Source organism: Pseudomonas sp. D1-36 (genome assembly GCF_051132205.1).
Classification (GTDB): Bacteria; Pseudomonadota; Gammaproteobacteria; order Pseudomonadales; family Pseudomonadaceae; genus Aquipseudomonas.
Map to the genome: position 1 here is coordinate 4,534,994 of NZ_CP071674.1, position 25,635 is coordinate 4,560,628.

Below are 25,635 nucleotides of genomic sequence, written 5' to 3' on the forward strand. Positions count from 1 at the left end.
AGATGAACCATGGCCTCGCCCGTTTTGTCCTTTCGTGTCGAGGAAGGTCTGGCCCAGCAATTGGACTTGCTGGCTGCCGCCACCGACCGCGACCGTCAATATCACCTCAAGCGTGCATTGGTTCGATATGTGGAAGCCGAATCGTGGCATCTGCAAGCGATCAGCGAAGGCATGGCGGATGCCGATGCTGGACATCTGACCGACCTGGACGCCGTGAAGGCTAAGTGGGCAAAGCGTGCCGAGCATCGTACTGACCGACAAAGCACAGAGTGACCTCGACTCGATCCATGAATATTACTCCCACGCTATCGGCCCGGACGATGCTGATGAGGTCGTCCTCACGATCCTTGAAACGTTGCAGCAACTGCAGCGTTTTCCTGGCTCGGGTCGTCCCTCACCTGCTCCCGATATCCGAGAGCTGGTGCTGACGCGCTATCCGTTTTTTGCGCCTTACCGACTCTTGCATGGGCAACTGCAGGTCCTGCGAGTATTGCACCAGCGCACCGAGCGCCCCCAGGACTGGTCAGAGCAGTAACGCCGACTAACACGTCCCGACCCAGCCGCCGATCTCCATCGGTATTCAAAACCGCGAAACACTGCGCATCGCATCCAGCAGGTAGCGCATGGCGATCCGGTCGCTTTCCGACAGCTCCCGGTACCGTTCGACCAATCTCAATTCTTCCCGGCTGAGCCGGCGTTTCTTGCGCGCGTTGATCAGGCCCGGGAAGACTCCCAGCATTTCGGTAAGGCCCTGTATTTTCGTCATGACTTGTCCTTCTGTTACGTCGAGTTGACCTGATAGCGCCCGGTGAACCGGTTACATCGTCCTTCACACTCAAGAATAGGGAGGATTCATCGGGTGAAAAGGGAGTTTTAGAGTAATTAGTCAAAAAAACCCAAAATGTTCATAAAAAAGGAAATAACTGTAAGAAATTTTGACCGGGTCACGCTTTCCTGTCTCTCCAAGCTCGCATTTCCCCTATGATTTTGCGCCTCGGTGAACCGATCCAGCTCTCAGGTATCTGTTCTTACGTTCGTCGCGTTTGGCCAAAGGCATGTCCGAACTCCTTTTTCAATCTCTGTTGCCAGGATCGGCTCGGGATTGCTTTGATTAAGGTTGTATTTATGCACCGCAGGAATTTGCTCAAGGCCTCCATGGCCTTCGCCGCCTACACCGGGCTATCGGCGTCGGGACTCATGGCCGCACGCGCCTGGGCCGCTGACCAGACCGCCGACGGCGAAGCCCGTCCCTTCGATTTCAAAGGGCTGAAGGATCAGGCCCGGCGGCTGGCCGAGAGCCGCTACGTCGACACCAAGCAAGTCCTGCCACCGACCCTGGCCCAGATGTCGCCGCTGCAGTTCAATGCCATCCGGTACGACGCCAACCACTCCCTGTGGAATGAGCTGGACGGGCAACTGGACGCGCAGTTCTTCCATGTCGGCATGGGTTTCAAGCAACCGGTTCGCATGTACAGCGTCGACCCGAAGACGCGTATGGCCCGTGAGGTGCATTTCCGCCCGGAGCTGTTCAACTACGAAAAGACCACGGTCAATACCTCGCAATTGACCGGTGACCTGGGCTTCGCGGGTTTCCGGGTGTTCAAGGCACCGGAGCTGGACCGGCACGACATCGTTTCATTCCTGGGGGCCAGCTATTTCCGCGCCGTCGATGCCAGCGGCCAGTACGGGCTGTCGGCCCGGGGCCTGGCCATCGACACCTATGCGAAGAAGCGCGAGGAGTTTCCGGATTTCACCAAGTTCTGGTTCGAAACCCCGGACAAGAACAGCACCCGTTTCGTGGTCTACGCCCTGCTCGACTCGCCCAGCGCCACCGGCGCCTATCGTTTCGATATCGATTGCCAGCCGACCCGGGTCGTCATGGAAATCGATGCGCACATCCATGCCCGTACCGCCATTGAGCAACTGGGCATCGCACCGATGACCAGCATGTTCAGCTGCGGCACGGTCGAGCGGCGCATGTGCGACACCATTCACCCGCAAATCCACGACTCCGACCGGCTGGCCATGTGGCGCGGCAACGGCGAATGGGTCTGCCGCCCGCTGAACAACCCCGCCACCCTGCAATTCAACGCGTTCGCCGACAAGAATCCGAAAGGCTTCGGGCTGGTGCAGACCGACCATGACTTCGACAGCTACCAGGACACCGTGGATTGGTACAGCAAACGTCCGAGCCTGTGGGTCGAGCCTACGACCGCATGGGGAGAAGGCTCAATCGATCTGTTGGAAATTCCTACAACCGGCGAAACCCTGGATAACATCGTCGCGTTCTGGACCCCGAAAAAACCCGTCGCAGCCGGTGATTCGCTGAATTACGGCTACAAGCTCTACTGGAGTGCCTTGCCACCCGTGAGCACCGACCTGGCGCGTGTCGATGCCACCCGCTCCGGCATGGGCGGCTTCATCGAAGGCTGGGCACCCGGCGAGCATTACCCGACCGTCTGGGCGCGGCGCTTTGCAGTGGACTTCACGGGCGGTGGCCTCGACCAGTTGCCACCGGGCACCGGTATCGAACCGGTCGTGACGTGCTCCCACGGCGAGGTCAAGGACTTCAACGTGTTGGTACTGGACGCTATCAAGGGCTACCGCATTACTTTCGACTGGTACCCGACCGACGATCGCGTGGACCCGGTAGAGATGCGGCTCTTCCTGCGTTCCAAGGACCGCACGTTGAGCGAGACCTGGCTGTACCAGTATTTCCCGCCGGCGCCGGATCGGCGTAAGTATCCCTGAACCGACTCTGGACACCCGATAAACAAAAAACGAAAAGCCCCGGCCAATGACCGGGGCTTTTTGTTTCATCGCCAATTCAGTCCCGAAGATCCGACTCATGGATCGGCTGGTCCCGATGCGTCGCCCGCTGGTACTGCGCCGGCCAAGTGGCCTTGCGCCCACCCAAGTCATCATCGGCATGCAAGGCCCAATACGGATCGCGCAACAATTCCCGGGCGAGGAAGATGATATCGGCCTGGCAGGTGCGCAGGATGTGCTCGGCCTGGGCCGGCTCGGTAATCATGCCCACGGTGCCGGTGGCAATCTCCGACTCCTTGCGTACCCGCTCGGCGAAGCGGGTCTGATAACCCGGGCCGGTGGGAATTTCCGCATTCGCGGCGGTTCCGCCCGACGACACGTCAATCAAGTCCACCCCCAACATCCTGAATCGTCGCGCCAGTTCCACGGTTTCGTCCGGGTTCCAACCGTCTTCGACCCAGTCGGTGGCGGAGACGCGAACGAACACCGGTAGTTCTTCTGGCCACACCGCCCTCACCGCTTCAGTCACTTGCAGCACCAGCCGGATACGGTTTTCGAACGATCCGCCGTATTGATCGCGGCGCTGGTTGCTCAAGGGCGACAGGAACTGATGCAGCAGGTAACCGTGGGCCGCATGGACCTCGACCACCTTGAAGCCTGCGGTCAGGGCACGCTTGGCCGCGTCCACGAATGCCTGGATCACGCCAGCGATCTGCCCCTCGTCCAATTGCATCGGCTGGGTGTGTTGTGGGTCGAAGGCGATTGGCGAAGGACCGACCGGCACCCAGCCGCCGTCCTCCGGCTTGACGCTGCCATGCTTGCCCAACCAGGGCCGCCAGGTACTTGCCTTGCGACCTGCGTGCGCCAGCTGGATGCCGGGGACGGCCCCTTGGGCGGTGATGAAACGGGTGATGCGTTGCAGCGCCGGGATTTGCTCATCGTTCCACAACCCAAGGTCCTGGGCGGTGATACGGCCGTCCGCGGTGACTGCGGTGGCTTCGGTGAACACCAGCCCGGCGCCGCCCACGGCGCGACTGCCAAGGTGTACCAGGTGCCAGTCGTTGGCCAGGCCATCGACGCTCGAGTATTGGCACATCGGCGAAACCGCGATGCGATTGGGAAGGGTCAATTGGCGAAGGGTATAGGGTTCCAGCAGCAGACTCATGGGGCACCTCTCGAATCAGTGGGCAGGCTCCAGGGTTCTGTTTGAAAAGTCGACGAGTGACAAAAAGGTACAACACCCGCCCCCGCGGGCAAAAATCCGACAAGACGTCACAAGGGCTATCAAGCAGTGCTTAGAGACTAGTCGACAACTTCGAAGGAGGGAGGGTTCCGATTTTAAAAAACCGACCCTGGGTGGCCAAGCTGTTTGCCTGGGTCTTGTGGCAAGCGAGCTTGCTCCCTCGCCACAGGTTTCGCTTGGGTTCTGCTATCGCGGCTCGATATGGGCGATCATCAGTTGCACCGTTTCCTGGCCACGAAACTCGTTGAGGTCAAGCTTGTAGGCCAGTTCCACCCAGCGCACAGTCGGGTTCGGCCAGATCTCACGGTCGATGCCAAAGGCGATGCCATCGAGCTTCAGCGAGCCGCACTCACTTTTGAGAACAACCTTCAAGTGACGTTCGCCCACCACTCGCTGCTCGACCAACTGGAAAACACCGTGGAACACTGGCTCCGGGAAATGCTGGCCCCACGGTCCCGCATGGCGCAGTGCCCGGGCCAGTTCCAGATGGAATTCCTCGACCGCCAGGGTGCCGTCCGACAGCATTCGTCCAGTCAGGTCCTCCTCACGCAGTTGCCTACGTACTTCAGCGTCGAATGCCTCGGCGAACAACGGAAAATTCGCCTCGGGCAATGTCAGCCCCGCCGCCATGGCGTGGCCGCCGTATTTGCTGATGAGGGTTGGATGCTGTGCCGCAACGACACTCAGGGCATCGCGGATATGGAAGCCCGGCACCGAACGACCGGAGCCCTTCAGAAGACCGTCGCCGGCATCGGCGAAAGCGATGGTCGGACGGAAATAACGCTCCTTCATGCGCGAGGCGAGGATACCGATCACGCCTTGGTGCCATTGCGGGTCGAACAGACACAAGCCGAACGGCATCGACTCCACCGGCAGGTCCTTGAGCTGAGCCAGGGCTTCGCGCTGCATGCCCTGCTCAATGGATTTGCGATCCTGGTTCATGCCGTCCAGCTGGGCCGCCATCTCACGGGCCAGCGATGGGTCGGCGGTCAGCAGGCATTCGATGCCCAGGCTCATGTCGTCCAGGCGTCCCGCCGCATTCAGTCGTGGACCGACGATGAAACCCAGGTCCGTGGAGGTGATGCGCGACGGATCGCGCTTGGCCACTTCCAGGATGGCCTTGATCCCGGGACGCGCGCGGCCAGCGCGAATACGCTCCAGACCCTGGTGAACCAGGATCCGGTTGTTGGCGTCCAGGGGCACCACGTCGGCCACGCTGCCCAGCGCCACCAGGTCCAGCAATTCACCAATGTTCGGCTGGGGCGTGCTGGCATACCAGCCCAGGCCGCGCAGGCGCGCCCGCAGCGCCATCAGTACATAAAAAATCACCCCGACGCCCGCCAAAGCCTTGCTTGGGAATTCGCAGCCCGGCTGGTTCGGGTTGACGATTGCATCGGCCTGCGGCAACTCCAACCCAGGCAAGTGGTGATCGGTAACCAGCACCTTCAGGCCCGCCGCCTTGGCCGCCGCCACGCCTTCCACGCTGGAAATGCCGTTGTCCACGGTGATCAGTAACTGTGGCTCGCGTGTCAGGGCGACTTCGACGATCTCCGGCGTCAAGCCATAGCCGTATTCGAAGCGATTGGGCACCAGGTAATCGACATGAGCCGCGCCCAGCAGCCGCAGGCCCAACACACCCACGGCACTGGCCGTCGCGCCGTCGGCGTCGAAGTCGCCGACAATCAGGATCCGCTGGCGTTGCTCGAGCGCCGCCACCAACAGATCCACCGCCGCATCGATCCCCTTGAGCTGCTGGTAGGGAATCAGGCGCGCCAGGCTTTTGTCCAGCTCAGCCGCCGATTGCACGCCTCGAGCGGCATAGAGGCGAGTCAACAAGGGCGGCAGGTCACCAAGGAACGGCAGGGTGTCGGGGAGTTGGCGGGGTTCTATGCGCATGGGGGACGGACATTTCTCTACTTTTTGGTCCTGGACCGTGGCGAGGGAGCTTGCTCCCGCTGGGCTGCGTAGCGGCCCCCTTGATTGTGGGCGCTGCGCACCCAAGCGGGAGCAAGCTCCCTCGCCACAATGAGTTCACTCAATACTTGTCAATGGCTCAACCACGCTCACCCAGCAACCATTGCAACTGGACTTCATGCTGGCCACGGTCGTCGGTCACGAAAATGGTCCCTTCGCTGATCATCACGTCCCACTTGATGACGCGGGGCATGTCCTTGGCCAGGGTTTCGAGGACTTCCTGGGGCACGGCGGCGATGTTCACGTTTTTCAGGGTCTTCACGGCTGGAATCACCTTGCCCTCCCAGACACGCAGGCTGCCATAGGCCAGCAGGCTGGTGCGCTCGGTACGACGCGAGCACCACGTCAGGCGTTCGGCATCCGGCTGGCCGACTTCGATCCAATGCAGGACACGGTCATCCAGGCTTTTTTCCCACAGGGCAGGTTCATCGACGTCTGACAGGCCACGACCAAACGCCAGCAGCTCGTTGTACCAGAACGCGTACGCCAACAAGCGCACGGTCATGCGTTCCTCGGTTTCCGAAGGATGGCGGGCGATGGTCTGCTTCACGCTCTCATACACACTGCGGTCGAGGTCGGTGAGGTTCAGTTCGAATTTGTAGGTCGTGGACGGCTGGGCCATGAACGGGCTTCTTGATACGAGGAAAGTCGGCAAGTCTAACCGATGAGGCGGCCAATCCACGAATTGCCGACCATCAACCTGCGGCGACGGGCGTTGGCCTATGATAAAACGCTCCATTCGTTCTGCCTTTGTCCTACAGGATTCGTCATGTCGCTTACTGCCAAACCCCTTGCCGGCGTCAAAGTCATTGAACTCGGCACCTTGATCGCCGGCCCTTTCGCCTCGCGGATCTGCGGTGAATTCGGTGCCGAGGTGATCAAGGTCGAATCCCCCGACGGCGGCGATCCGCTGCGCAAATGGCGCAAGCTGTATGAAGGCACGTCCTTGTGGTGGTTCGTCCAGGCACGCAACAAAAAGTCCCTGACTCTGAACCTCAAGCACCCCGAAGGCCTGTCGATCCTGAAACAGCTGATCGGCGAAGCGGACATCCTGATCGAGAATTTTCGCCCGGGCGTGCTGGAAAAGCTCGGTCTGGGCTGGGACGTATTGCACGCGCTGAACCCTAAACTGGTCATGGTGCGGCTCTCCGGTTTCGGCCAGACCGGGCCGATGAAGGATCAACCGGGGTTTGGCGCCGTCGGCGAATCCATGGGCGGCCTGCGCTACATCACCGGTTTCGAGGATCGTCCGCCAGTGCGTACCGGAATTTCAATCGGCGACTCCATTGCCGCACTCTGGGGCGTGATCGGCGCACTGATGGCCTTGCGTCACCGCGAGGTAAATGGCGGGACCGGACAAGTGGTGGACGTGGCGCTGTACGAGGCGATCTTCGCCATGATGGAAAGCATGGTGCCGGAGTTCGATGTGTTCGGCTTCATCCGCGAGCGCACCGGCAATATCATGCCCGGCATCACCCCGTCATCCATCCACACCAGTGCCGACGGCAAGCACGTGCAGATCGGCGCTAACGGTGACGCAATCTTCAAGCGCTTCATGCAGATCATCGGCCGCGACGACCTGGCCAACGACCCGCAACTGGCCGGCAACGATGGACGCGACAGTCGCCGCGACGAGCTGTATGGCGTGATCGATCGCTGGGTCAACTCACTGCCGCTGGAGGCTGTCATCGACCAACTGAACCAGGCCGGAGTACCGGCCAGCCGGATCTTCAGCGCCGAAGACATGTTCAGCGACCCGCAGTTTCTCGCCCGGGAAATGTTCTTGCAGGCCAAGCTGCCGGACGGCAAGGCGTTCAAGATGCCGGGCATCGTACCGAAACTGTCGGACACGCCGGGCACATCCGAATGGGTCGGGCCGGCGCTGGGTGAGCACACGGCACAGGTACTCGGCGAGCTGGGCTACGATGCGCAGCGGATCGCCAAACTGCGGGCCGATGGTGCTATTTGAGATAAGCAGCTAAAGCACGTTGTCAGATCTGTAACTGTGGGAGCGATGCCCCTTGGCGGGATAGAACGAGCCAAGCCCTGAACGCCAGGCAAAAAGAAACCCCGAGAAGTGGGGAGACAACTCGGGGTTAAACGTGACCATTCAAGGTCCGTGCAACAAGCGACAAGCACCGGAGCACAATGCTCGCTCTTGTTGGTAAAAGGTCTGACTCACAGGGACGTAGGAAGGTTCCCTCAAACCGTCGCTCAATTAGGGACAGCCATGGCCTTGTCCCCTGCCAGATTACGCAAAGCCGCGATCACGCAGGGCTCCAGGCGGCCTTCGGCGATCAGTACATCGCGGTGCAGGCCATCGACCACGTCGGTGAGCTGGCGCTTGTCGGCCAGCTGGGCCTGGTTGAACACCCGCTCGACCATGATGGCCCCCGTGGGGTTTTTCAGCGTTACCAGGCATTCACCCTTGGCACCGGAGGGAGTGAGCGTGACCTGATACGGGCTCAAGGCTTCATTCAGCAACAGGCTGATACTTTCCATTCGATCACCCTTCAATAGTCCGAGAAAACAACTGCACATTAAGTGACCGTGGGCCATGGCCTAAAGTTCTGCCAGCGCAACGAACCGACACTTTTGCAGCGTGTTCAACCGAGCATGCGCGCCCAATATGACAGGTTGGCAACAGGCACGGCCATCATCAAGCCAGGAAGCGGTTGCGGCGCCAACGATGCCCAACATCGATCCACCCTCCCAGCAGACCGCGCAACTGACCATCGGCCCCATAGAACGGCACTGACCAGTGATAGATGTCCCGCAAGCCACCGCTGAACATCAGTTGGCGGTCCACAAAACGCGGCTGGCGGGTTTGCAGCTGCTCCATCAACTCGCCGTGCAACAATTCGGCGGTTGCTGCTGGAAACGTCGCGGAATCGGTCAGGCGCGTGCCCAGCAGCTTCTCGAAGCGAGTCTCGAACTGATCCTCATAACTTTTGTTGCACATGATCAGGCGACCTTCCAGGTCGCGAATGAAGATCGGATCGGGAATCGCGTCCATCAGGGCTCGCTGGAACTTCAGTTGGTCATTGAGTACGGCCTCGACCTTGAGCCGTTGATCAATCTGGACCTGCAGGCGTCGGTTCCATAACAGCGACAGCAGGGACAACAGGCCAAACACCCCGAACACGACCACACACCAGTAGCCCCACTGTTTGATGTACAACCAGGAAGACGGTGACGGATGGGGAGCGATGCCTGTCAGCCATTTCGAGCGCAGCGCTCGCATCTCTTCGGCGGGGAACGCTTCCAGCGCCTTGTTCAGGATGCTTAACAATGGCCGAAGGTCTTGGCGCACAGCCAGATAGTCGGGCTCCCACTTGCCTTCGAGATTGCTTCCTACTTGCAGCTGCCCCGCAGGGTACAGGTGCGCGCCGGTTTCATTTTCAATGGTGGCGTAGGCTTCACCGCTTTCCACCAGCGCCCGAGCTTCACCGTACGTCTTGACCGTGCGCAACTCGATGGCTGGATGATTGCGCCTGATCTCCGACTCCAACGCATGCCGTGCCGGCAACACCAGCACCTTGCCTTCGAGTTGCTCCAGCGAACGAAGTGCGGGCTCTGCGTCACGTCCGACGAAGACCCAACCGGAACCTCCGAAGGCATGGCTGAAACTCAAGAACTCCCTGCGCTCGTCATTCATCGCCAGGGTAGTCGTCATGTCGGCCTCGCCTTTTTCCAACAGGGCCATTAATTGATCGGGAGAGAACGACTCCCGATGAACGAATTCAAGTCCGGTCATGTGCTCGATACGCCGGAGAATATCGTCGTTCAGCCCGTTCCATTGCCCACGTTCATTTTTGAACAGGTACAACGGGAACTGCATCGAGGCGACGACGACGCGAGGGTTTTCGCTGATCCACTTCAGCTCCTGGGCATCGAGCGCGATCCGTCCGCTGGATTCGAACGGTGGCTTGCCAGAGGCCGCCAACTGGGCCGCGCCTCCCCATGGCGCCCCAAACAAAAACACCAGGCCCATCATCCAGCTCATCACTGGTTTGCAACGTATAAAGAACAACATCTGCACTTCCTTCGAGATTACCCGCCCGTCCCTCCAAGGGCGGAAACCCGGCCAGTTTGGCATGCAGAAACAAGAAAGCCCGTCAGGAGACGGGCTTCAAAATGTGACAACTTCCAGCTATCAGAGAGGCTTGCCGCGGTTGCCATGCTGGCTGACAAAGGCCTGCACGGCTTTCAAGTCATTGGGCAACACCGTGCAACGCTCGTTTCGCTCAAACAAATCCGAAAGATGTGCAGGCAGTTCAAGCGCTTTTCCTACGCCAGCTTTCTCCACGGCTTCCGGAAACTTGACCGGGTGTGCGGTGCCCAGGACGACCATCGGGGTATCCAGGCTGCGGCGGCACTCGCGTGCAGCTCTCACGCCAATGGCGGTGTGTGGGTCGAGCAGCTCACCGCTCTGCTCGAACACCTCGGCGATGGTTTCGCAGGTCTGTGCGTCATCCACTGCAAGGGAGTCGAACAGCTTGCGGGCTTCGGTCCAGCGCTCGGCTTCGACGCTGAAACCGCCACCCTGGCGGAAGCTGTCCATCAGGCCGGCAATCGCGGCGCCATTGCGACCGTGCAAGTCGAACAACAGGCGCTCGAAGTTCGACGACACCATGATGTCCATCGAAGGTGACAGCGTGGCGTGCAGGGTTTCCTTGACGTACTGGTTACCGCTCATGAAGCGATGCAGGATGTCGTTGCGGTTGGTGGCGACGATCAATTGGTTGATCGGCAGGCCCATGTTGCGCGCCAGGTAACCGGCGAAAATATCGCCGAAGTTGCCGGTAGGCACCGAGAACGCCACCGAACGGGCCGGGCCGCCCAACTGCAGCGCCGCGTGGAAGTAGTAGACGATCTGGGCCATGATCCGCGCCCAGTTGATCGAGTTCACCGCCACCAGCCGGGTGCCCTTGAGGAAGCTCTGGTCGGCGAAACTGGCCTTGACCATTTCCTGGCAGTCATCGAAGTTGCCTTCGATGGCGATGTTGTGGATGTTGTCGCCGAAGATCGTCGTCATCTGCCGACGCTGCACTTCCGAGACGCGGTTGTGCGGGTGCAGGATGAAAATATCGACGTGCTCGCAATGCTTGCAGCCTTCGATCGCGGCCGAGCCGGTGTCGCCGGACGTTGCGCCGACGATCACCACGCGCTCGCCACGCTTTTGCAACACGTAGTCCAACAGGCGGCCGAGCAGCTGCAGGGCGAAATCCTTGAACGCCAGGGTCGGACCGTGGAACAGCTCCATGACCCATTCGTTACCGTTTAGCTGGCGCAACGGTGCGATGGCATTGTGGGAAAAGACCCCATAGGTCTCTTCCAGAATCTTTTTGAAATCGGCGTCCGGAATGCTGCCGGCAACAAACGGGCGCATGACCCGGAAAGCCAGCTCGTGGTACGGCAGGCCGGCCCAGGAGGCAATCTCCTCCTGTGTGAAACGTGGCAGGTTCTCCGGCACATAAAGACCGCCATCCGTGGCCAGGCCGGCCAGCAGGACATCTTCGAAATTCAGGGCCGGTGCCTGGCCGCGGGTGCTGATATAGCGCATAGGGGCAAACCTTCGGTTTGAGCTTCAAGCCTCAAGCTGCACGCTACAAGTGAAAAGCGGTTCGGCTTTTACTTGCAGCTTGCAGCTTATAGCTTGCCGCTAAATTAGTTCAAATGTTCGACGCGGATACGGACCACTGGGCCAACGACCCCCTGGAGCGCTTCCAATGCCGCAATCGCATCGTTGATGCGCTGCTCGACCACGCGATGGGTCAGCAGAATCATCGGCACCAGGCCATCATGTTCCTCGACTTCCTTCTGCATGATCGACTCGATGTTGATGCCGCGCTCCGAAAGAATGCTCGCCACCTGGGCCAATACGCCCGGATGGTCCTTGGCCTGGATACGCAAGTAGTAGGCACTTTCGCAAGCATCGATCGGAAGAATCGGATGGGCCGACAGCGAATCCGGCTGGAAGGCCAGGTGCGGCACACGGTTCTCTGGATCCGAGGTCATCGCGCGAACCACATCCACCAGGTCGGCGATCACCGACGATGCAGTCGGCTCCATGCCCGCGCCAGCCCCGTAGAACAGCGTCGACCCGGAGGCATCACCATTGACCATCACTGCGTTCATCACACCGTTGACGTTGGCGATCAGGCGGTCGGCCGGGATCAGCGTCGGGTGTACGCGCAATTCGATGCCGCTGGCGGTGCTGCGCGCCACGCCCAGGTGTTTAATGCGGTAGCCCAAGGCTTCGGCATAGTTCACGTCAGCGGTGGTCAGCTTGGTGATGCCTTCGGTGTAGGCCTTGTCGAATTGCAGCGGTATACCAAAGGCGATGGAAGCCAGGATCGTCAGCTTGTGCGCCGCGTCGATGCCCTCCACGTCGAAGGTTGGATCCGCCTCGGCATAACCCAGGGCCTGGGCCTCGGTGAGGACGTCCTCGAAGGTGCGACCTTTCTCGCGCATCTCGGTGAGGATGAAGTTGCCGGTGCCGTTGATGATTCCCGCAAGCCAGTTGATACGGTTGGCCGACAGGCCTTCGCGAATCGCCTTGATCACTGGGATGCCACCCGCCACGGCGGCTTCGAACGCCACGATCACGCCTTTCTCTCGTGCCTTGGCGAAGATTTCATTACCGTGAACGGCGATAAGCGCCTTGTTCGCGGTGACCACATGCTTGCCATTCTCGATGGCCTTGAGTACCAGCTCTCGGGCAACGGTATAGCCGCCCATCAGCTCTATTACGATGTCGATCTCAGGGTTCGTGGCCACTTCGAAGACATCGTTGGTAATCGCAATACCGGTCGTCTGGAACTGAGGCTTTGGCGTGCGCATGGCAATTTGTGCCACTTCGATTCCACGCCCGGCACGACGAGCAATTTCCTCGGCGTTGCGCTGAAGTACGTTGAAGGTGCCGCCACCGACGGTACCTAACCCACAGATGCCTACTTTGACCGGATTCACTCTTGACTCCCCATGAAACGGCCGACGCAAGGTCGGCCGTGAAATACAGCCGCGCAGCAACGCGACTTTGTGTTTAACGGCCCGACGAACGTTTTCGCCGAGCCGTGATCTTCAAAAGCGGATCGACGCAGGTCATTTTGCGTCCAAAGCCAGTTTGGCGACTTGCGGCGCCGGCTGATAGCCCGGAATCACCTGGCCGTCTGCCAAAACGATGGCCGGCGTACCGTTGACGCCGATGGACTGGCCGAGGGCGAACTGCTTGGAAACCGGATTCTCGCACTTGGCGGACTTGATCTCCTTGCCATCGACCATCTTGTCCATGGCCGCTTTTTTGTCCTTGGAACACCAGACCGCTTGCAACTGCTCGTCACCCGGCGAGCCCAGGCCCTGGCGCGGGAACGCTACATAACGCACTTCGATGCCGCGCTTGTTGAGCTCGGGCACTTCAGCGTGCAGCTTGTGGCAATAAGGACAGGTGGTGTCGGTGAACACGGTGATGTGCGACTTGGTTTCGCCGACTGCTGGATAGACCACGGTTTCGGCGACCGGGATGCCGTTGATCAACTTCGAAATGCCCTGGCGTTCGGTGATCTCGGTGAGATTGACCGGCTTGCCGTCCTTGAGCGTGAACAGGTTGCCCTGGACGATGTACTGGCCGTCGGCGCTGGCGTACAGCACGCGGCTGCCCTTGAGCTTGACTTCATAGAGCCCGGACATGGGACTGGCAGAGATGGCTTCGATCGGCACTTCGAGCTCGAGGTTGGCCAGGCTCTTGCGGATAGCCTGGTCAGCCGCGTCGTCGGCGATGGCAAAGGTGCTGGCCAACGCAATGGCGGCGGCGGTGAACATCTGGATCAAACGCATGAGGACTCCTGAGGCGAACAAATGGGACGGGAACCAACGACCCGCAGATTCGGGTTCCAGCCGCCCACCGTGCAAACCGGGAAAGCCTACCACATAAGGCTGGCGTGGCCGAATGCCGGTGATGCAAGGCAATGGCGAGCGCTTATCTGTGGGGTTCTTCTTCAGCCGCGGGGATGATGCTTGGCGTGCAGGTCCTGCAACCGCGCCCGAGCCACGTGGGTGTAGATCTGGGTGGTGGACAGGTCGCTATGCCCCAGCAACATCTGTACTACCCGCAGATCAGCGCCATGATTGAGCAGGTGCGTGGCGAAGGCATGGCGCAAGGTGTGGGGGGACAGCGATTTATTGATTCCCGCCACCTTGGCCTGGTGCTTGATGCGGTGCCAGAAAGTCTGGCGAGTCATCTGCTCGCCGCGCAGGCTCGGAAACAGCACATCGCTGGGACGCCCACCCAGCAGGTCATGACGCGCATCGCGCATGTAGCGCTCGACCCAGACGATCGCTTCCTCGCCCATGGGCACCAGGCGTTCCTTGCTGCCCTTGCCCATCACCCGCAGCACGCCCTGGCGCAGGTTCACTTGCTCAAGTGTCAGGCTGATCAGTTCGGTGACCCGCAAACCACAGGCATACAGCACTTCCAGCATCGCTCGGTCGCGCTGGCCGATGGGGTCACTGAGGTCGGGGGCCGCCAGCAATGCTTCCACGTCCGCTTCCGACAGGGATTTTGGCAGCGGACGGCCCAGTTGCGGCATTTCCACGCGCAAGGTCGGGTCCACCGCAATCACTTTTTCCCTCAGCAAATAGCGATAGAAGCCACGCAACCCGGAAAGAAATCTGGCGGTAGAGCGGGGTTTATAGTTCTGCTCCAAACGCCACGCCAGATGGTCGAGGATCAATTCCCTTCCGGCGTTGATCAATTCCAGGTTCTGTTCCTGCAACCAGCCATTGAACAAGGCCAGGTCGCTGCGATAGGCGCCGCGGGTGTTATCGGAGAGCCCCTTCTCCAGCCACAGGGCGTCGAGGAACTGGTCTATCAGTGGATGGTCGATGGCTGGCATAAAGACTCATGAGCTAGCGAAGGCTGCGTCGAATAAAAAACGACGAGTGAAGAGTGCTCAAAGCACAAATCGCAGGCAACAAAAAAGCAGCCCGCAGGCTGCTTTTTTTTGCATCGGAAGCTGGACTTAAGCCAGTTTTTCCTTGATGCGAGCTGCTTTACCCGACAGGTCACGCAGGTAGTACAGCTTGGCTTTACGCACGTCACCGCGACGCTTCACAGCCATGCTGTCGATTTGCGGGCTGTAGGTCTGGAAAGTACGCTCTACGCCAACACCGTTGGAGATTTTACGAACGGTGAATGCACTGTTTACGCCGCGGTTACGCTTGGCGATAACAACGCCTTCGAACGCTTGCAGACGCGAACGGTCGCCTTCCTTCACTTTCACCTGAACGACAATGGTGTCGCCTGGGGCAAAGGTAGGGATCTCTTTGGTCATCTGCTCTGCTTCGAGTGCAAGGATGATTTTGTTAGTCATGCTGTGCTCCTAAGGCAAGTCAACGGACTTACCATCGATACGTTGTTAACTATCGTCCCGCTCGCGGATGTATTCCTCGAGCAGCTTCTTCTCTTCTCCAGAAAGCGAGCGGCTTTCCAGAAGATCGGCGCGTCGTTCATAGGTCCGACCAAGGGACTGCTGTAAACGCCAACGCCGGATGTGCGCGTGGTTGCCACTTAGCAACACGTCGGGAACACGCTGATCCGCATACACCTCCGGTCGGGTGTAGTGCGGGCAATCCAGCAGACCATCCGTAAAGGAATCTTCCTCGGCGGAATCCGCATGCCCTAAAGCTCCAGGCAGCAGTCGTGTAACCGCATCGATCAGGACCATCGCCGGCAGCTCGCCGCCAGACAGTACATAGTCGCCAATCGACCACTCTTCATCGACATGAGCCTCAATGAAACGCTCGTCAATGCCTTCATAACGGCCGGCAATCAGGATCAATGCATCCGAATTCGCCAGCTCGCGTACCGCCGACTGAGTCAGCTGACGGCCTTGGGGCGACAGGTAGATCACCTTCGCACCCTCCCCGGCTGCCATCCTGGCCTGAACCAGCGCATCTTCCAGGGGCTTGATCTTCATCACCATGCCCGGACCACCGCCAAACGGGCGATCGTCCACAGTGTGATGCCGATCCGTGGTGTAGTCTCGCGGATTCCAACAGGTGAGCTGCAACAGCTCCTGTTTCACCGCGCGGCTGGTTATGCCGTATTCGCTGATGGCGGAAAACATCTCGGGAAACAGCGTGATGACTTCAACGCGCAAATTAGCCACGTTTAGAAATCCGCATCCCATTCCACCTTCATCTCGCCTGCTTCAAGGTCGACTGCCAACACGCATTGCTCCGTATAGGGCAACAGGCGTTCGCGATCATCCAGGCTGCCGACGCAAGGCTTGACCACCATGACATCGTTCGAACCGGTCTCGAGCAGATGATCGATCTTCCCGAGCAATTGCCCGAGGTGGTCGATGACCTTCAGACCCACCAGCTGGTACCAGTAGTACTCGCCGTCGGTCAGTTCAGGGAACAGGTTGCGCGGCACGCAGATCTCATAACCGGCCAGAAGACGCGCTTCTTCACGATCATCGAGACCCTTGAGCTTCGCGACCAGGAACTTGTCGTTCCCGCGTCCGCTGACCAGCTCCACCTGTTTCACGCTACCTTCGCGCTTGAGCGTCCAGGTTTTGTAGTCCAACAGGTTCTTGATCGGATCAGTAAAGGAATACACCTTCACTTCGCCGCGAACGCCATGTACAGAGTAGATCTTGCCGACAACGATCAAATCACCGGCATCTTTTGGCGTCGCGTTCATATTGCTCAGGCCGCGGCCTTAGCCGATTCCTTCAACAACTGAGCAACACGCTCAGAAGGCTGTGCACCAACGCTCAGCCAGTAGGCTACGCGCTCTTGGTTCACGGACAGACGAACTTCCTGACCACGGGCAACAGGGTTGAAGAAACCAACCTGTTCCTTGTGGGAACCGTCACGCGGGTTGCGGCTGTCGGTTACGGTCAGGTGGTAAAACGGGCGCTTTTTGGAGCCGCCAAGGGCAAGACGGATTGTTAGCATGTGAACATCGTTCCTGTAGTCGGTGCTGCAAATCTAAATGCACAGCGGGCATAGGTGCCCGAAAGGCCGCATATTCTAAGGAATATCCGGACTTTTGCAAATGACTTTTTCCGGCGCCTGGCGCGGTGCAATCAAGATTTGCCATAGAGCCGTCATGAAAAACGGCGGGTCAGCTCCCGCGTAGCGCGGGTTTGCTGGAAATCCCCGCTTCCGTGCGGGGCAACGCCGACATGACAGCCGGCGCAGATTCTTTACATTTTCGGCATGCCGCCGCCGGGCAACATACCGCCCATGCCGCGCATCATCTTGGCCATCCCGCCCTTGGCGGAGAATTTCTTCATCATCTTCTGCATCTGCTTGTGCTGCTTGATCAAGCGTCCGATGTCCTGCACCTGGGTGCCGGAACCCATGGCGATACGACGCTTGCGCGAACCGCTGATCAGCTCAGGGTCGCGGCGCTCGGCCGGGGTCATGGAGTTGATGATGGCTTCCATCTGCTTGAACTGCTTTTCAGCCGCGCCCTGGGCATTGCCCATCTGCGCCAGGTTCACGCCGCCGATGTTCGGCAGTTTGTCCATGAGGCCGCCGAGGCCGCCCATGTTCTTCATTTGTTGCAGCTGGTCGCGGAAGTCTTCGAGGTCGAAGCCCTTGCCCTTCTTCAGCTTCTTGGCCAGTTTGTCGGCCTTGTCCTTGTCGAGGGTCTGTTCGGCCTGCTCGATCAGGCTGAGCACATCGCCCATGCCGAGGATGCGCGAAGCGATACGCTCAGGGTGGAACGGCTCGAGCGCTTCGCTCTTCTCGCCCATGCCGATGAACTTGATGGGCTTACCGGTGATGGCGCGTACCGACAGCGCGGCACCGCCACGGGCGTCGCCGTCGACCTTGGTCAGGATCACGCCGGTCAGCGGCAGTGCGTCACCGAACGCCTTGGCGGTGTTGGCCGCGTCCTGGCCGGTCATGGCATCGACCACGAAGAGCGTTTCCACGGGGTTGATCGCGGCGTGCAGCGCCTTGATCTCACCCATCATCTCTTCATCGATGTGCAGGCGACCGGCGGTGTCGACGATGACCACGTCGATGAATTTGAGCTTCGCTTCCTTTATAGCCGCCTGGGCGATGTCCACCGGCTTCTGGCTCAGGTCGGACGGAAAGAACGTCACGCCGATATCGCTGGCCAGGGTTTCCAGCTGCTTGATTGCCGCCGGACGGTAGATGTCCGCCGACACCACCATCACCGACTTCTTCTTGCGCTCCTTAAGGAAGCGCGCCAGCTTGCCGGCGGTGGTGGTCTTGCCCGCGCCTTGCAGACCGGCCATCAGCACCACCGCTGGCGGCACGGCGCTGAGGTTCAGGTCTTCGTTGGCGGCGCCCATCAGGCTTTCGAGCTCGGCCTGGACGATCTTCACGAACGCCTGGCCCGGGGTCAGGCTGCGGGACACTTCGGTGCCGACGGCGCGTTCCTTCACCGAATTGACGAAGTCCTTCACCACCGGCAGGGCAACGTCGGCTTCGAGCAACGCCATGCGCACTTCGCGCAAGGTGTCTTTGATGTTGTCTTCGGTCAGTTTCGCCTTGCCGGTGACATGGCGCAGCGTCTGCGAGAGACGGTCGGTTAGGTTTTCAAACATGCGCGATCCTTTCAGGCCCAGATAAGACCGGGATAATGGCGGCCCAGACCGTGAAATATGTGCTCGGCGAGCCTGCGGCGTGGGCAGGTCGCGGATTATAGCGAAGAAGCGTGCGACGTACACCTCGCCGTCGGTTGCGGCGGTCTTTCGTGCGGTAGGGGTTCTATGCCAAACTCAGCGCCTTTCGGGCCTGCCTAACAGGATTTATGCTCCCCTTGTCACCCAGCTTGCTTGCAACCCTCGCCGCCGCTTGTCTTTATGCCGCTGCGACCTTCTATCAGGGCACCCGTCTGGCCTCCGGCGCCAAGGCGAACAAGCGCCTGCTGGTCACGCTCGGCGTGCTGGCGGTGCTCGGCCATGCGGTCAGCCTGTTCACCCACTTGATGACGCCGATCGGCCTGGGCCTGGACTTCTTCAACGCCGCCAGCCTGATCGCCATGGCCGTGATCGCGCTGACGCTGCTGGCCTGCTCGCGCATCCCCGTGGAAAACCTGCTGGTGCTGCTGTTCCCCCTCGGGCTGGCCACGGTGCTGCTGGCGCAATTCGCGCCCTCGGGCACCGTGCAGATCATCGACGAGGAACCGGGCATCCTGGCGCATATCCTGTTGTCGATCCTCGCCTACGGCCTGTTCACCATCGCGGTGTTCCAGGCACTGCTCCTGCTGTTGCAGGACCACCAGCTCAAGCACAAGCACCCCTCCGGTCTGATCCGCAATTTCCCGCCCCTGCAAACCATGGAAAGCCTGCTGTTCGGCTTCCTCTGGGCCGGCTGGACCCTGCTCTCGCTGTCGTTGATCTCCGGCTGGCTGTTCGTCGAGAACCTGTTCGCCCAGCATCTTGTGCACAAGACTCTGCTGGCGTGCCTGGCGTGGGTCGTTTTCAGCGTGCTGCTGTGGGGTCGCAACCGCCTCGGCTGGCGTGGCCACAAAGCCATTCGTTGGACCCTGGCGGGATTCTGCCTGCTGATGCTGGCCTACTTCGGCAGCAAGCTGGTCCGCGAATACATCCTGCATGTCTGACGGACGACGCTGATGGATAGGCTGCCCTTGGGGCCATTGTTTGCGGTAATGGTCGTGCTGATCCTGTGGTCAGCCCTGTTCACGGCCATCGAAGCCGCCCAACAGTATCTGCTCGCCCGACGCAGGGCCTCGCGCTCCGGCGACAAGCCATTGGCGAAGCTCAGCTTTCCCTTGGCCAGCCTGATCCTGTGCAACACCCTCTGTCGCGCCCTCGCCGTGGTCATCGGCACGTGGCTGGCTATTTTCACCTGGCTGGAAAACGGTCCCTGGCTGGCCTGGCTCGGCACCAGCGTGGCCCTGCTGGTTTTCGCCGACTACCTGCCACGCACGCTCGCCACCCGTCATCCCGATGCGGTGCTGGCCCTGGGCAACGGTTTGCTGGGCGTTCCGTTGAAAATCGTTTATCCGGTGGCCTGGCTGCTCAATGGCCTCAGCCAGTTGCTGCTGCGCCCTTTTGCCCGCAAGGCTGGCGCGGTCCAGCAAAGCGACGACGAGCCCCCCGCGACGCCGCGTGCCGAGGAACAGGAACAGACCAGCGGTCGGGTGCATCCGGTTTCCGGTATCCACGCGCTGGACAACATCACCGTCAACGACATCCTCGTCCCTCGCAGCGAGGTGGACGGGATCAATCTCGACGACCCCATCGGCGACATCATCGAGCAGTTGCGCCTGAATCGGCGAACCCGCCTGCCCGTGTTCCACAGCGATATCAACCAGGTCGAAGCAGTCCTCAATACCCGCCAGGTTCGCCATCTACTGGCGGATGCGAGCCTGACCAAGGAAGCACTGCTGGCAGCCTGCCACGAACCGTATTTCGTTCCCGAGAGCACCCCCCTGCAGCTGCAGTTGCTCAACTTCCACAAGCAGCAACGCCGCTTGGGCATGGTGGTGGACGAATATGGCGAAGTCATGGGCATCGTGACCCTGGAGGACATCCTGGAGGAGATTGTCGGCGAGTTCGAAAGCGAGCACAGCCTCGACAATCCCCACGTTCATCCCCAACCCGACGGCCGCTTGATGATCGATGGCGCCGCGTCGATCCGCGAGCTGAACAAGACCCTCGGTTGGCATTTGCCCTGCGACGGCCCCAAGACGCTCAATGGCTTGGTGACCGAAGCACTGGAAACCATCCCGGAAAGCCCGGTGTGCCTGAAGATCGGCCGCTACCGCCTGGAAATCATCGAGACCGTCGACAACCGCGTCAGCCAGGTGCTGGTGTGGCATAACAGTTCGGTGCCGGTAGTTCTCTAATCACCGCACCGTGGCGAGGGAGCTTGCTCCCTCGCTACAAAAGCTCAGCGCATGTTCCAAATTGTGTGCGGGCTCACTTGTTGATTCGTTAGCCTCCTTCCTATACTCAAACCGCTTACCCAGCCCCGCCCGAACCTCGTGCCTACCCTGCACCCAGACGGTTCCGGGCCGTTCACCGGTTCTATTCGCTTCAGCCCTGCGACTGTTCCTACCCGAAACAGCGACAGCGCCCACCCCACATCCCTGGGTGTTTGACCATAATAATTCGCTCCAACGGAGCATATGACTGTCAGGGACAACCGCATGACAACCACTACCTGCAACGAAGCAGTGCCTGTCGAGCCGACCAACTCCGCCACCCGCGTGGCGACCGCGAGCTTCATCGGCACCGCCATCGAGTTCTATGATTTCTACGTCTATGCCACCGCCGCGGCCCTGGTGATCGGACCGGTATTCTTTCCGCAGACCTCAGGCACGGCACAGATGCTGTCGTCCTTTCTGACCTTCGGTATCGCGTTTCTCGCCCGCCCCCTGGGCTCGGCGTTGTTCGGCCACTTCGGCGACCGCATCGGGCGCAAGTCGACACTCGTGGCCTCGCTGCTGCTGATGGGCGTGTGTACCACGCTCATCGGCGTGCTGCCTGGCTACGCCAGCATTGGCGCCTGGGCCCCGATTCTCTTGTGCCTTTTGCGTTTCGGCCAAGGGTTGGGGCTTGGCGGCGAATGGGGCGGCGCGGCCTTGCTGGCCACCGAGAACGCCCCAAAAGGCAAGCGCGCCTGGTTCGGCATGTTCCCGCAACTGGGCCCCTCTATCGGTTTCCTGGCGGCCAACGGATTGTTCCTTACCCTTGCCATGACCCTGGATGACGAGCAGTTCCGCTCATGGGGCTGGCGGATTCCGTTCTTGCTCAGCGCCGTATTGGTGATCGTCGGCCTCTATGTACGTCTCAAGCTCCACGAGACGCCGGTGTTCGCCAACGCCATGGCCCGCCAGGAACGGGTGAAAATCCCGCTGGTGGAGTTGTTCAGCCAGTACTGGGCGCCGACACTGCTTGGCGCGGCCGCGATGGTGGTGTGTTACGCCCTGTTCTACATCTCCACGGTATTTTCCTTGAGCTATGGCGTCGCGACCCTGGGCTATAGCCGCGAGACCTTCCTCGGCCTGCTGTGCTTTGCAGTGTTGTTCATGGCCGCCGCCACGCCGCTGTCGGCCTGGGCAAGCGACCGGTTTGGCCGCAAGCCGGTGCTCATCACCGGCGGCCTGCTGGCGGTGGCCTCGGGCTTCCTCATGGAGCCCCTACTGACTCAAGGCTCCACGGGAAGCGTGGCGCTGTTCCTGTGCATCGAGCTGTTCCTGATGGGCGTGACCTTCGCGCCCATGGGCGCGTTGCTGCCGGAGCTGTTTCCTACGCATGTGCGCTACACCGGCGCGTCGGCGGCCTACAACCTGGGTGGCATTGTCGGCGCTTCTGCGGCACCGTTCTTCGCGCAGAAGCTGGTGGCGATGGGCGGCCTGAGCTACGTCGGCGGTTACGTATCCGCTGCCGCGGTGCTCAGCGTGATCGCGGTGCTGTGCCTGAAGGAAACACGCCATAACGACCTGAACCGCGTAGGCTGAAACGCGTGGCGAGGGGGGCATCCCCTCGCCACGCCAACCTGTCGCCCACCTGAATACCCATCAATGAAATAACCGCTGACAATTGCCCGCCATTGAAACAACCCCCTGCCCGCCCCATCTAAGGTCCATACCCCATTGCGCAGGTGCCCCATGAGCGACCAGCACTCTACTGAAGCGAATAACGAATACACAGAATCCGAGCACATCGAACACACCGTTTCCGGCACCGGCCTGGCCCTGCCCGGCCAGAGCCTGCCGGACAAGGTCTACATCATTCCTATCCACAACCGCCCGTTCTTCCCGGCCCAGGTGCTGCCGGTCATCGTCAACGAAGAGCCGTGGGCCGAAACCCTGGAACTGGTGGCCAAGTCCGAACATCATTCCCTGGCGCTGTTCTTCATGGACTCACCCCAGGAAGACCCGCGCCATTTCGACACTTCGAAGCTGCCGCTCTACGGCACGCTGGTGAAGGTCCACCACGCCAGCCGTGAAGCCGGCAAATTGCAGTTCGTTGCCCAGGGCCTGACCCGCGTGCGCATCCGCACCTGGCTCAAGCACCACCGCCCACCGTACCTGGTGGAAGTCGAATACCCGCACCAGCCGAGCGAGCCGACCGACGAGGTCAAGGCCTATGGCATGGCGCTGATCAACGCGATCAAGGAGCTGCTGCCGCTCAACCCGCTGTATAGCGAAGAGCTGAAAAACTACCTCAACCGCTTCAGCCCCAACGACCCGTCGCCGCTGACCGATTTCGCCGCCGCGCTCACCTCCGCCACCGGCAGCGAATTGCAGGAAGTACTCGATTGCGTGCCGATGCTCAAGCGCATGGAAAAAGTCCTGCCGATGCTGCGCAAGGAAGTCGAGGTCGCGCGGTTGCAGAAAGAAATTTCCGCCGAGGTCAACAGCAAGATCGGCGAACATCAGCGCCAGTTCTTCCTCAAGGAACAACTCAAGGTCATCCAGCAGGAGCTGGGTCTGACCAAGGACGACCGCAGCGCAGACCTGGAACAGTTCGAACAGCGCCTTGAAGGCAAGGTATTACCGGCCCAGGCCGAGAAGCGCATCGAAGAGGAAATGAACAAACTCTCGATCCTGGAAACCGGCTCACCGGAGTACGCCGTCACACGCAATTACCTGGACTGGGCAACATCGGTGCCTTGGGGCGTGTATGGCCAGGACAAGCTCGATCTCAAGCATGCGCGCAAGATTCTCGACCAGCACCACGCCGGGCTGGGCGACATCAAGGAGCGCATCCTGGAATTCCTCGCCGTGGGCGCCTACAAGGGTGAGATCAGCGGTTCCATTGTGTTGCTGGTGGGCCCGCCCGGCGTGGGCAAGACCAGCGTCGGTAAATCCATTGCCGAATCCCTCGGGCGGCCGTTCTATCGCTTCAGCGTCGGCGGCATGCGCGACGAAGCCGAAATCAAGGGTCACCGGCGCACCTACATCGGGGCCCAGCCGGGCAAGCTGGTGCAGGCGCTCAAGGACGTCGAAGTGATGAACCCGGTGATCATGCTCGACGAAATCGACAAGATGGGCCAGAGCTACCAGGGCGACCCAGCGTCCGCGCTGCTGGAAACTCTCGACCCCGAGCAGAATGTCGAATTCCTCGATCATTACCTGGACATGCGCCTGGACCTGTCGAAAGTGCTCTTTGTGTGCACCGCCAACACCCTCGACTCGATCCCCGGCCCGCTGCTGGACCGCATGGAAGTCATTCGCCTGTCGGGCTACATCACCGAAGAGAAGGTTGCCATCGCCAAGCGTCACTTGTGGCCCAAGCAACTGGCCAAGGCCGGCGTGTCCAAGGGCAGCCTGAGCATCAACGATAGCGCCCTGAAGGCCCTGATCGACGGCTACGCCCGTGAAGCCGGGGTACGCCAGTTGGAGAAACAACTGGGCAAACTGGTGCGCAAGGCCGTGATGAAACTGATCGAAGATCCAAAAGCCGTGATCAAGCTCGGGCCCAAGGATCTCGAAGCCTCCCTGGGCAAACCGGTATTTCGCAACGAGCAGGTGCTGTCTGGCGTCGGGGTCATCACCGGCCTGGCCTGGACCAGCATGGGCGGCGCCACGTTGCCGATCGAGGCAACGCGGATCCACACTCTCAATCGCGGCTTCAAGCTCACCGGGCAACTGGGCGAGGTGATGAAGGAGTCTGCGGAGATAGCCCACAGCTACGTCAGCTCCCACCTGAAGCAATTCGGTGGCGATCCGAAGTTCTTTGACGAGGCCTTCGTGCACCTGCACGTACCGGAAGGCGCCACGCCCAAGGACGGCCCGAGTGCCGGCGTGACCATGGCCAGCGCCTTGCTGTCCCTTGCGCGCAACCAGCCGGCGAAGAAAGGCGTGGCCATGACTGGCGAATTGACACTTACCGGCCACGTCCTGCCGATTGGCGGCGTACGCGAAAAGGTCATCGCGGCGCGCCGGCAGAAAATCAATGAGTTGATCCTGCCGGAAGCCAACCGTGGCAACTTCGAGGAGCTGCCGGACTATCTGAAGGAAGGCGTCACGGTGCACTTCGCCAAGCGGTTTGCGGACGTGGTGAAGGTGTTGTTCTGATCGTTCTGCAGTGACTGCATTGGCCTCATCGCTAGCAGGCCCGCTCCCCCGGGGATTTGTGGTGTTCACGGTATGTGATTCGCAACGAACCCTTGTAGGAGCGAGCCTGCTCGCGAAGGCGTCATTTGCACCAGCACATGTCCAGCTGACACACCCAGTAGCATCTTCGGTTATGCTCGCCGTTCGTCGTGAATGCCGGAGCCCTTATGTCCCTCACCCGCCTGCTTGTCCCCGTCAGCCTCGCCTTGCTGAGCGCCTGCGCCACACAGCCGAAACACAATGTGACGGTGGAAAAACAGAGCCAATGCCCGGTGCAGCTCAAAAACGGGCAGAACCTGATCCTGAGTTTGCCGAGCAATCCCACCACCGGCTATCGCTGGAGCATCCAGGATTCGGCCGGCGGTGTTCTCAAAGGCCTCGGCCCAGAGGTTTACCGTAACCCGGAAGACGCCGGCATCGTCGGCGCCGCCGGTGTCTCGACTTGGCGCTTCCAGGCGTTCGACACCGGCACCGGGCGCTTGCGCCTGACTTATCAACAGCCATGGGCACCCGAAGTGCCACCCGTGGAAACGTTTGACTGCGCTATTTCGGTGAAATGACT

The 25,635-nt window shown here is 60.4% G+C and carries 24 protein-coding genes; 9 read left to right on the forward strand and 15 right to left on the reverse strand.

Annotated features, from left to right (window positions below):
• The first annotated feature begins 9 nt into the window (after positions 1-9).
• Positions 10-273, forward strand: coding sequence for a CopG family ribbon-helix-helix protein (locus J3P76_RS20250; RefSeq protein ID WP_420764194.1), 264 nt, complete (start codon positions 10-12; stop codon positions 271-273).
• Positions 236-535, forward strand: a complete 300-nt coding sequence (locus tag J3P76_RS20255; RefSeq protein WP_434609763.1) for a type II toxin-antitoxin system RelE/ParE family toxin — start codon at positions 236-238, stop codon at positions 533-535. Before J3P76_RS20250 ends, J3P76_RS20255 begins: the two co-directional genes overlap by 38 nt.
• Before the next feature lie 45 nt (positions 536-580).
• Here J3P76_RS20255 and J3P76_RS20260 read toward each other — a convergent pair whose 3' ends face one another.
• Positions 581-766: a hypothetical protein gene (locus J3P76_RS20260; protein WP_434562483.1), complete on the reverse strand. Its 186-nt coding sequence runs from the start codon at positions 764-766 to the stop codon at positions 581-583.
• Positions 767-1,125: 359 nt separating this feature from the next.
• Between J3P76_RS20260 and J3P76_RS20265 the strand changes: the two genes are divergently transcribed.
• Positions 1,126-2,751, forward strand: coding sequence for a glucan biosynthesis protein D (locus J3P76_RS20265; protein ID WP_434701173.1), 1,626 nt, complete (start codon positions 1,126-1,128; stop codon positions 2,749-2,751).
• Positions 2,752-2,827: 76 nt separating this feature from the next.
• Here the strand turns inward: J3P76_RS20265 and J3P76_RS20270 are convergent, their stop codons facing one another.
• From J3P76_RS20270 to J3P76_RS20280, 3 genes are all read right to left on the reverse strand, one after another.
• Positions 2,828-3,934, reverse strand: a complete 1,107-nt coding sequence (locus J3P76_RS20270; protein ID WP_420764190.1) for an NADH:flavin oxidoreductase/NADH oxidase — start codon at positions 3,932-3,934, stop codon at positions 2,828-2,830.
• A 264-nt stretch (positions 3,935-4,198) separates the two neighbouring features.
• Positions 4,199-5,908 carry a single-stranded-DNA-specific exonuclease RecJ gene (gene recJ, locus J3P76_RS20275; protein ID WP_434609759.1) on the reverse strand — a complete coding sequence of 570 codons (1,710 nt, stop codon included), beginning with the start codon at positions 5,906-5,908 and terminating at the stop codon, positions 4,199-4,201.
• A 157-nt stretch (positions 5,909-6,065) separates the two neighbouring features.
• Entirely contained in the window at positions 6,066-6,608 is a 543-nt protein-coding gene (locus J3P76_RS20280) for a YaeQ family protein (protein WP_420764188.1), read from the reverse strand.
• 147 nt (positions 6,609-6,755) lie between these two features.
• On the opposite strand from J3P76_RS20280, the gene J3P76_RS20285 reads away from it, so the two are divergent.
• Positions 6,756-7,955: a CaiB/BaiF CoA transferase family protein gene (locus J3P76_RS20285; RefSeq protein WP_434609757.1), complete on the forward strand. Its 1,200-nt coding sequence runs from the start codon at positions 6,756-6,758 to the stop codon at positions 7,953-7,955.
• A gap of 245 nt (positions 7,956-8,200) precedes the next feature.
• Here J3P76_RS20285 and J3P76_RS20290 read toward each other — a convergent pair whose 3' ends face one another.
• From J3P76_RS20290 to ffh, 11 genes are all read right to left on the reverse strand, one after another.
• Positions 8,201-8,488, reverse strand: a complete 288-nt coding sequence (locus tag J3P76_RS20290; RefSeq protein WP_420764186.1) for a DUF3509 domain-containing protein — start codon at positions 8,486-8,488, stop codon at positions 8,201-8,203.
• Between the two features lie 157 nt (positions 8,489-8,645).
• On the reverse strand, positions 8,646-10,022 hold the full coding sequence (locus tag J3P76_RS20295; protein WP_434562475.1) for a transporter substrate-binding domain-containing protein: 1,377 nt from the start codon (positions 10,020-10,022) through the stop codon (positions 8,646-8,648).
• 120 nt (positions 10,023-10,142) lie between these two features.
• Entirely contained in the window at positions 10,143-11,552 is a 1,410-nt protein-coding gene (gene thrC / locus J3P76_RS20300) for a threonine synthase (RefSeq protein ID WP_420764184.1), read from the reverse strand.
• Positions 11,553-11,656: 104 nt separating this feature from the next.
• The gene (locus tag J3P76_RS20305; RefSeq protein WP_420764183.1) at positions 11,657-12,961 is read right to left on the reverse strand and encodes a homoserine dehydrogenase; all 1,305 of its coding nucleotides are present in this window, start codon (positions 12,959-12,961) and stop codon (positions 11,657-11,659) included.
• Positions 12,962-13,093: 132 nt separating this feature from the next.
• Positions 13,094-13,825, reverse strand: coding sequence for a DsbC family protein (locus J3P76_RS20310; RefSeq protein ID WP_420764182.1), 732 nt, complete (start codon positions 13,823-13,825; stop codon positions 13,094-13,096).
• A gap of 161 nt (positions 13,826-13,986) precedes the next feature.
• Positions 13,987-14,883 (reverse strand): site-specific tyrosine recombinase XerD, encoded by an 897-nt coding sequence (xerD, locus tag J3P76_RS20315; RefSeq protein ID WP_420764181.1) that lies wholly within the window; start codon positions 14,881-14,883, stop codon positions 13,987-13,989.
• Positions 14,884-15,009: 126 nt separating this feature from the next.
• Complete coding sequence (rplS, locus tag J3P76_RS20320; RefSeq protein WP_003175895.1) at positions 15,010-15,360, reverse strand: 50S ribosomal protein L19; 351 nt, start codon at positions 15,358-15,360, stop codon at positions 15,010-15,012.
• Positions 15,361-15,405: 45 nt separating this feature from the next.
• Positions 15,406-16,179 carry a tRNA (guanosine(37)-N1)-methyltransferase TrmD gene (trmD, locus tag J3P76_RS20325; protein ID WP_434562473.1) on the reverse strand — a complete coding sequence of 258 codons (774 nt, stop codon included), beginning with the start codon at positions 16,177-16,179 and terminating at the stop codon, positions 15,406-15,408.
• A complete protein-coding gene (rimM, locus tag J3P76_RS20330) occupies positions 16,161-16,697 on the reverse strand; it encodes a ribosome maturation factor RimM (RefSeq protein WP_420764180.1) in 537 nt (178 codons plus the stop codon). The genes trmD and rimM overlap by 19 nt, the downstream gene beginning before the upstream one ends.
• Before the next feature lie 5 nt (positions 16,698-16,702).
• Positions 16,703-16,954, reverse strand: a complete 252-nt coding sequence (gene rpsP, locus J3P76_RS20335; protein ID WP_003198088.1) for a 30S ribosomal protein S16 — start codon at positions 16,952-16,954, stop codon at positions 16,703-16,705.
• Between the two features lie 251 nt (positions 16,955-17,205).
• Positions 17,206-18,582 carry a signal recognition particle protein gene (ffh, locus tag J3P76_RS20340; protein WP_413794151.1) on the reverse strand — a complete coding sequence of 459 codons (1,377 nt, stop codon included), beginning with the start codon at positions 18,580-18,582 and terminating at the stop codon, positions 17,206-17,208.
• Between the two features lie 206 nt (positions 18,583-18,788).
• Here ffh and J3P76_RS20345 point away from each other — a divergent pair, with 206 nt between their 5' ends.
• The 5 genes from J3P76_RS20345 (at position 18,789) to J3P76_RS20365 (ending at position 25,633) form a co-directional block, all read left to right on the forward strand.
• Positions 18,789-19,601, forward strand: coding sequence for a cytochrome C assembly family protein (locus J3P76_RS20345; protein ID WP_434562471.1), 813 nt, complete (start codon positions 18,789-18,791; stop codon positions 19,599-19,601).
• A 12-nt stretch (positions 19,602-19,613) separates the two neighbouring features.
• On the forward strand, positions 19,614-20,852 hold the full coding sequence (locus J3P76_RS20350; protein ID WP_434609749.1) for a CNNM domain-containing protein: 1,239 nt from the start codon (positions 19,614-19,616) through the stop codon (positions 20,850-20,852).
• A gap of 303 nt (positions 20,853-21,155) precedes the next feature.
• Positions 21,156-22,469: an MFS transporter gene (locus tag J3P76_RS20355; protein WP_434562467.1), complete on the forward strand. Its 1,314-nt coding sequence runs from the start codon at positions 21,156-21,158 to the stop codon at positions 22,467-22,469.
• A 150-nt stretch (positions 22,470-22,619) separates the two neighbouring features.
• Complete coding sequence (gene lon, locus J3P76_RS20360) at positions 22,620-25,034, forward strand: endopeptidase La (RefSeq protein ID WP_420764176.1); 2,415 nt, start codon at positions 22,620-22,622, stop codon at positions 25,032-25,034.
• A 206-nt stretch (positions 25,035-25,240) separates the two neighbouring features.
• Complete coding sequence (locus J3P76_RS20365) at positions 25,241-25,633, forward strand: protease inhibitor I42 family protein (protein ID WP_434609746.1); 393 nt, start codon at positions 25,241-25,243, stop codon at positions 25,631-25,633.
• Positions 25,634-25,635: the final 2 nt, after the last annotated feature.

Excerpts from the sequence above, each read along its gene's own strand:
- J3P76_RS20250 (WP_420764194.1), top strand. The coding sequence starts at position 10 with ATGGCCTCGCCCGTTTTGTCCTTTCGTGTCGAGGAAGGTCTGGCCCAG.
- J3P76_RS20260 (WP_434562483.1), bottom strand. The coding sequence starts at position 766 with ATGACGAAAATACAGGGCCTTACCGAAATGCTGGGAGTCTTCCCGGGC.
- J3P76_RS20265 (WP_434701173.1), top strand. The coding sequence starts at position 1,126 with ATGCACCGCAGGAATTTGCTCAAGGCCTCCATGGCCTTCGCCGCCTAC.
- J3P76_RS20270 (WP_420764190.1), bottom strand. The coding sequence starts at position 3,934 with ATGAGTCTGCTGCTGGAACCCTATACCCTTCGCCAATTGACCCTTCCC.
- recJ (WP_434609759.1), bottom strand. The coding sequence starts at position 5,908 with ATGCGCATAGAACCCCGCCAACTCCCCGACACCCTGCCGTTCCTTGGT.
- J3P76_RS20280 (WP_420764188.1), bottom strand. The coding sequence starts at position 6,608 with ATGGCCCAGCCGTCCACGACCTACAAATTCGAACTGAACCTCACCGAC.
- J3P76_RS20285 (WP_434609757.1), top strand. The coding sequence starts at position 6,756 with ATGTCGCTTACTGCCAAACCCCTTGCCGGCGTCAAAGTCATTGAACTC.
- J3P76_RS20290 (WP_420764186.1), bottom strand. The coding sequence starts at position 8,488 with ATGGAAAGTATCAGCCTGTTGCTGAATGAAGCCTTGAGCCCGTATCAG.
- J3P76_RS20295 (WP_434562475.1), bottom strand. The coding sequence starts at position 10,022 with ATGTTGTTCTTTATACGTTGCAAACCAGTGATGAGCTGGATGATGGGC.
- thrC (WP_420764184.1), bottom strand. The coding sequence starts at position 11,552 with ATGCGCTATATCAGCACCCGCGGCCAGGCACCGGCCCTGAATTTCGAA.
- J3P76_RS20310 (WP_420764182.1), bottom strand. The coding sequence starts at position 13,825 with ATGCGTTTGATCCAGATGTTCACCGCCGCCGCCATTGCGTTGGCCAGC.
- xerD (WP_420764181.1), bottom strand. The coding sequence starts at position 14,883 with ATGCCAGCCATCGACCATCCACTGATAGACCAGTTCCTCGACGCCCTG.
- rplS (WP_003175895.1), bottom strand. The coding sequence starts at position 15,360 with ATGACTAACAAAATCATCCTTGCACTCGAAGCAGAGCAGATGACCAAA.
- trmD (WP_434562473.1), bottom strand. The coding sequence starts at position 16,179 with ATGGGATGCGGATTTCTAAACGTGGCTAATTTGCGCGTTGAAGTCATC.
- rimM (WP_420764180.1), bottom strand. The coding sequence starts at position 16,697 with ATGAACGCGACGCCAAAAGATGCCGGTGATTTGATCGTTGTCGGCAAG.
- rpsP (WP_003198088.1), bottom strand. The coding sequence starts at position 16,954 with ATGCTAACAATCCGTCTTGCCCTTGGCGGCTCCAAAAAGCGCCCGTTT.
- ffh (WP_413794151.1), bottom strand. The coding sequence starts at position 18,582 with ATGTTTGAAAACCTAACCGACCGTCTCTCGCAGACGCTGCGCCATGTC.
- J3P76_RS20345 (WP_434562471.1), top strand. The coding sequence starts at position 18,789 with ATGCTCCCCTTGTCACCCAGCTTGCTTGCAACCCTCGCCGCCGCTTGT.
- J3P76_RS20350 (WP_434609749.1), top strand. The coding sequence starts at position 19,614 with ATGGATAGGCTGCCCTTGGGGCCATTGTTTGCGGTAATGGTCGTGCTG.
- J3P76_RS20355 (WP_434562467.1), top strand. The coding sequence starts at position 21,156 with ATGACAACCACTACCTGCAACGAAGCAGTGCCTGTCGAGCCGACCAAC.
- lon (WP_420764176.1), top strand. The coding sequence starts at position 22,620 with ATGAGCGACCAGCACTCTACTGAAGCGAATAACGAATACACAGAATCC.
- J3P76_RS20365 (WP_434609746.1), top strand. The coding sequence starts at position 25,241 with ATGTCCCTCACCCGCCTGCTTGTCCCCGTCAGCCTCGCCTTGCTGAGC.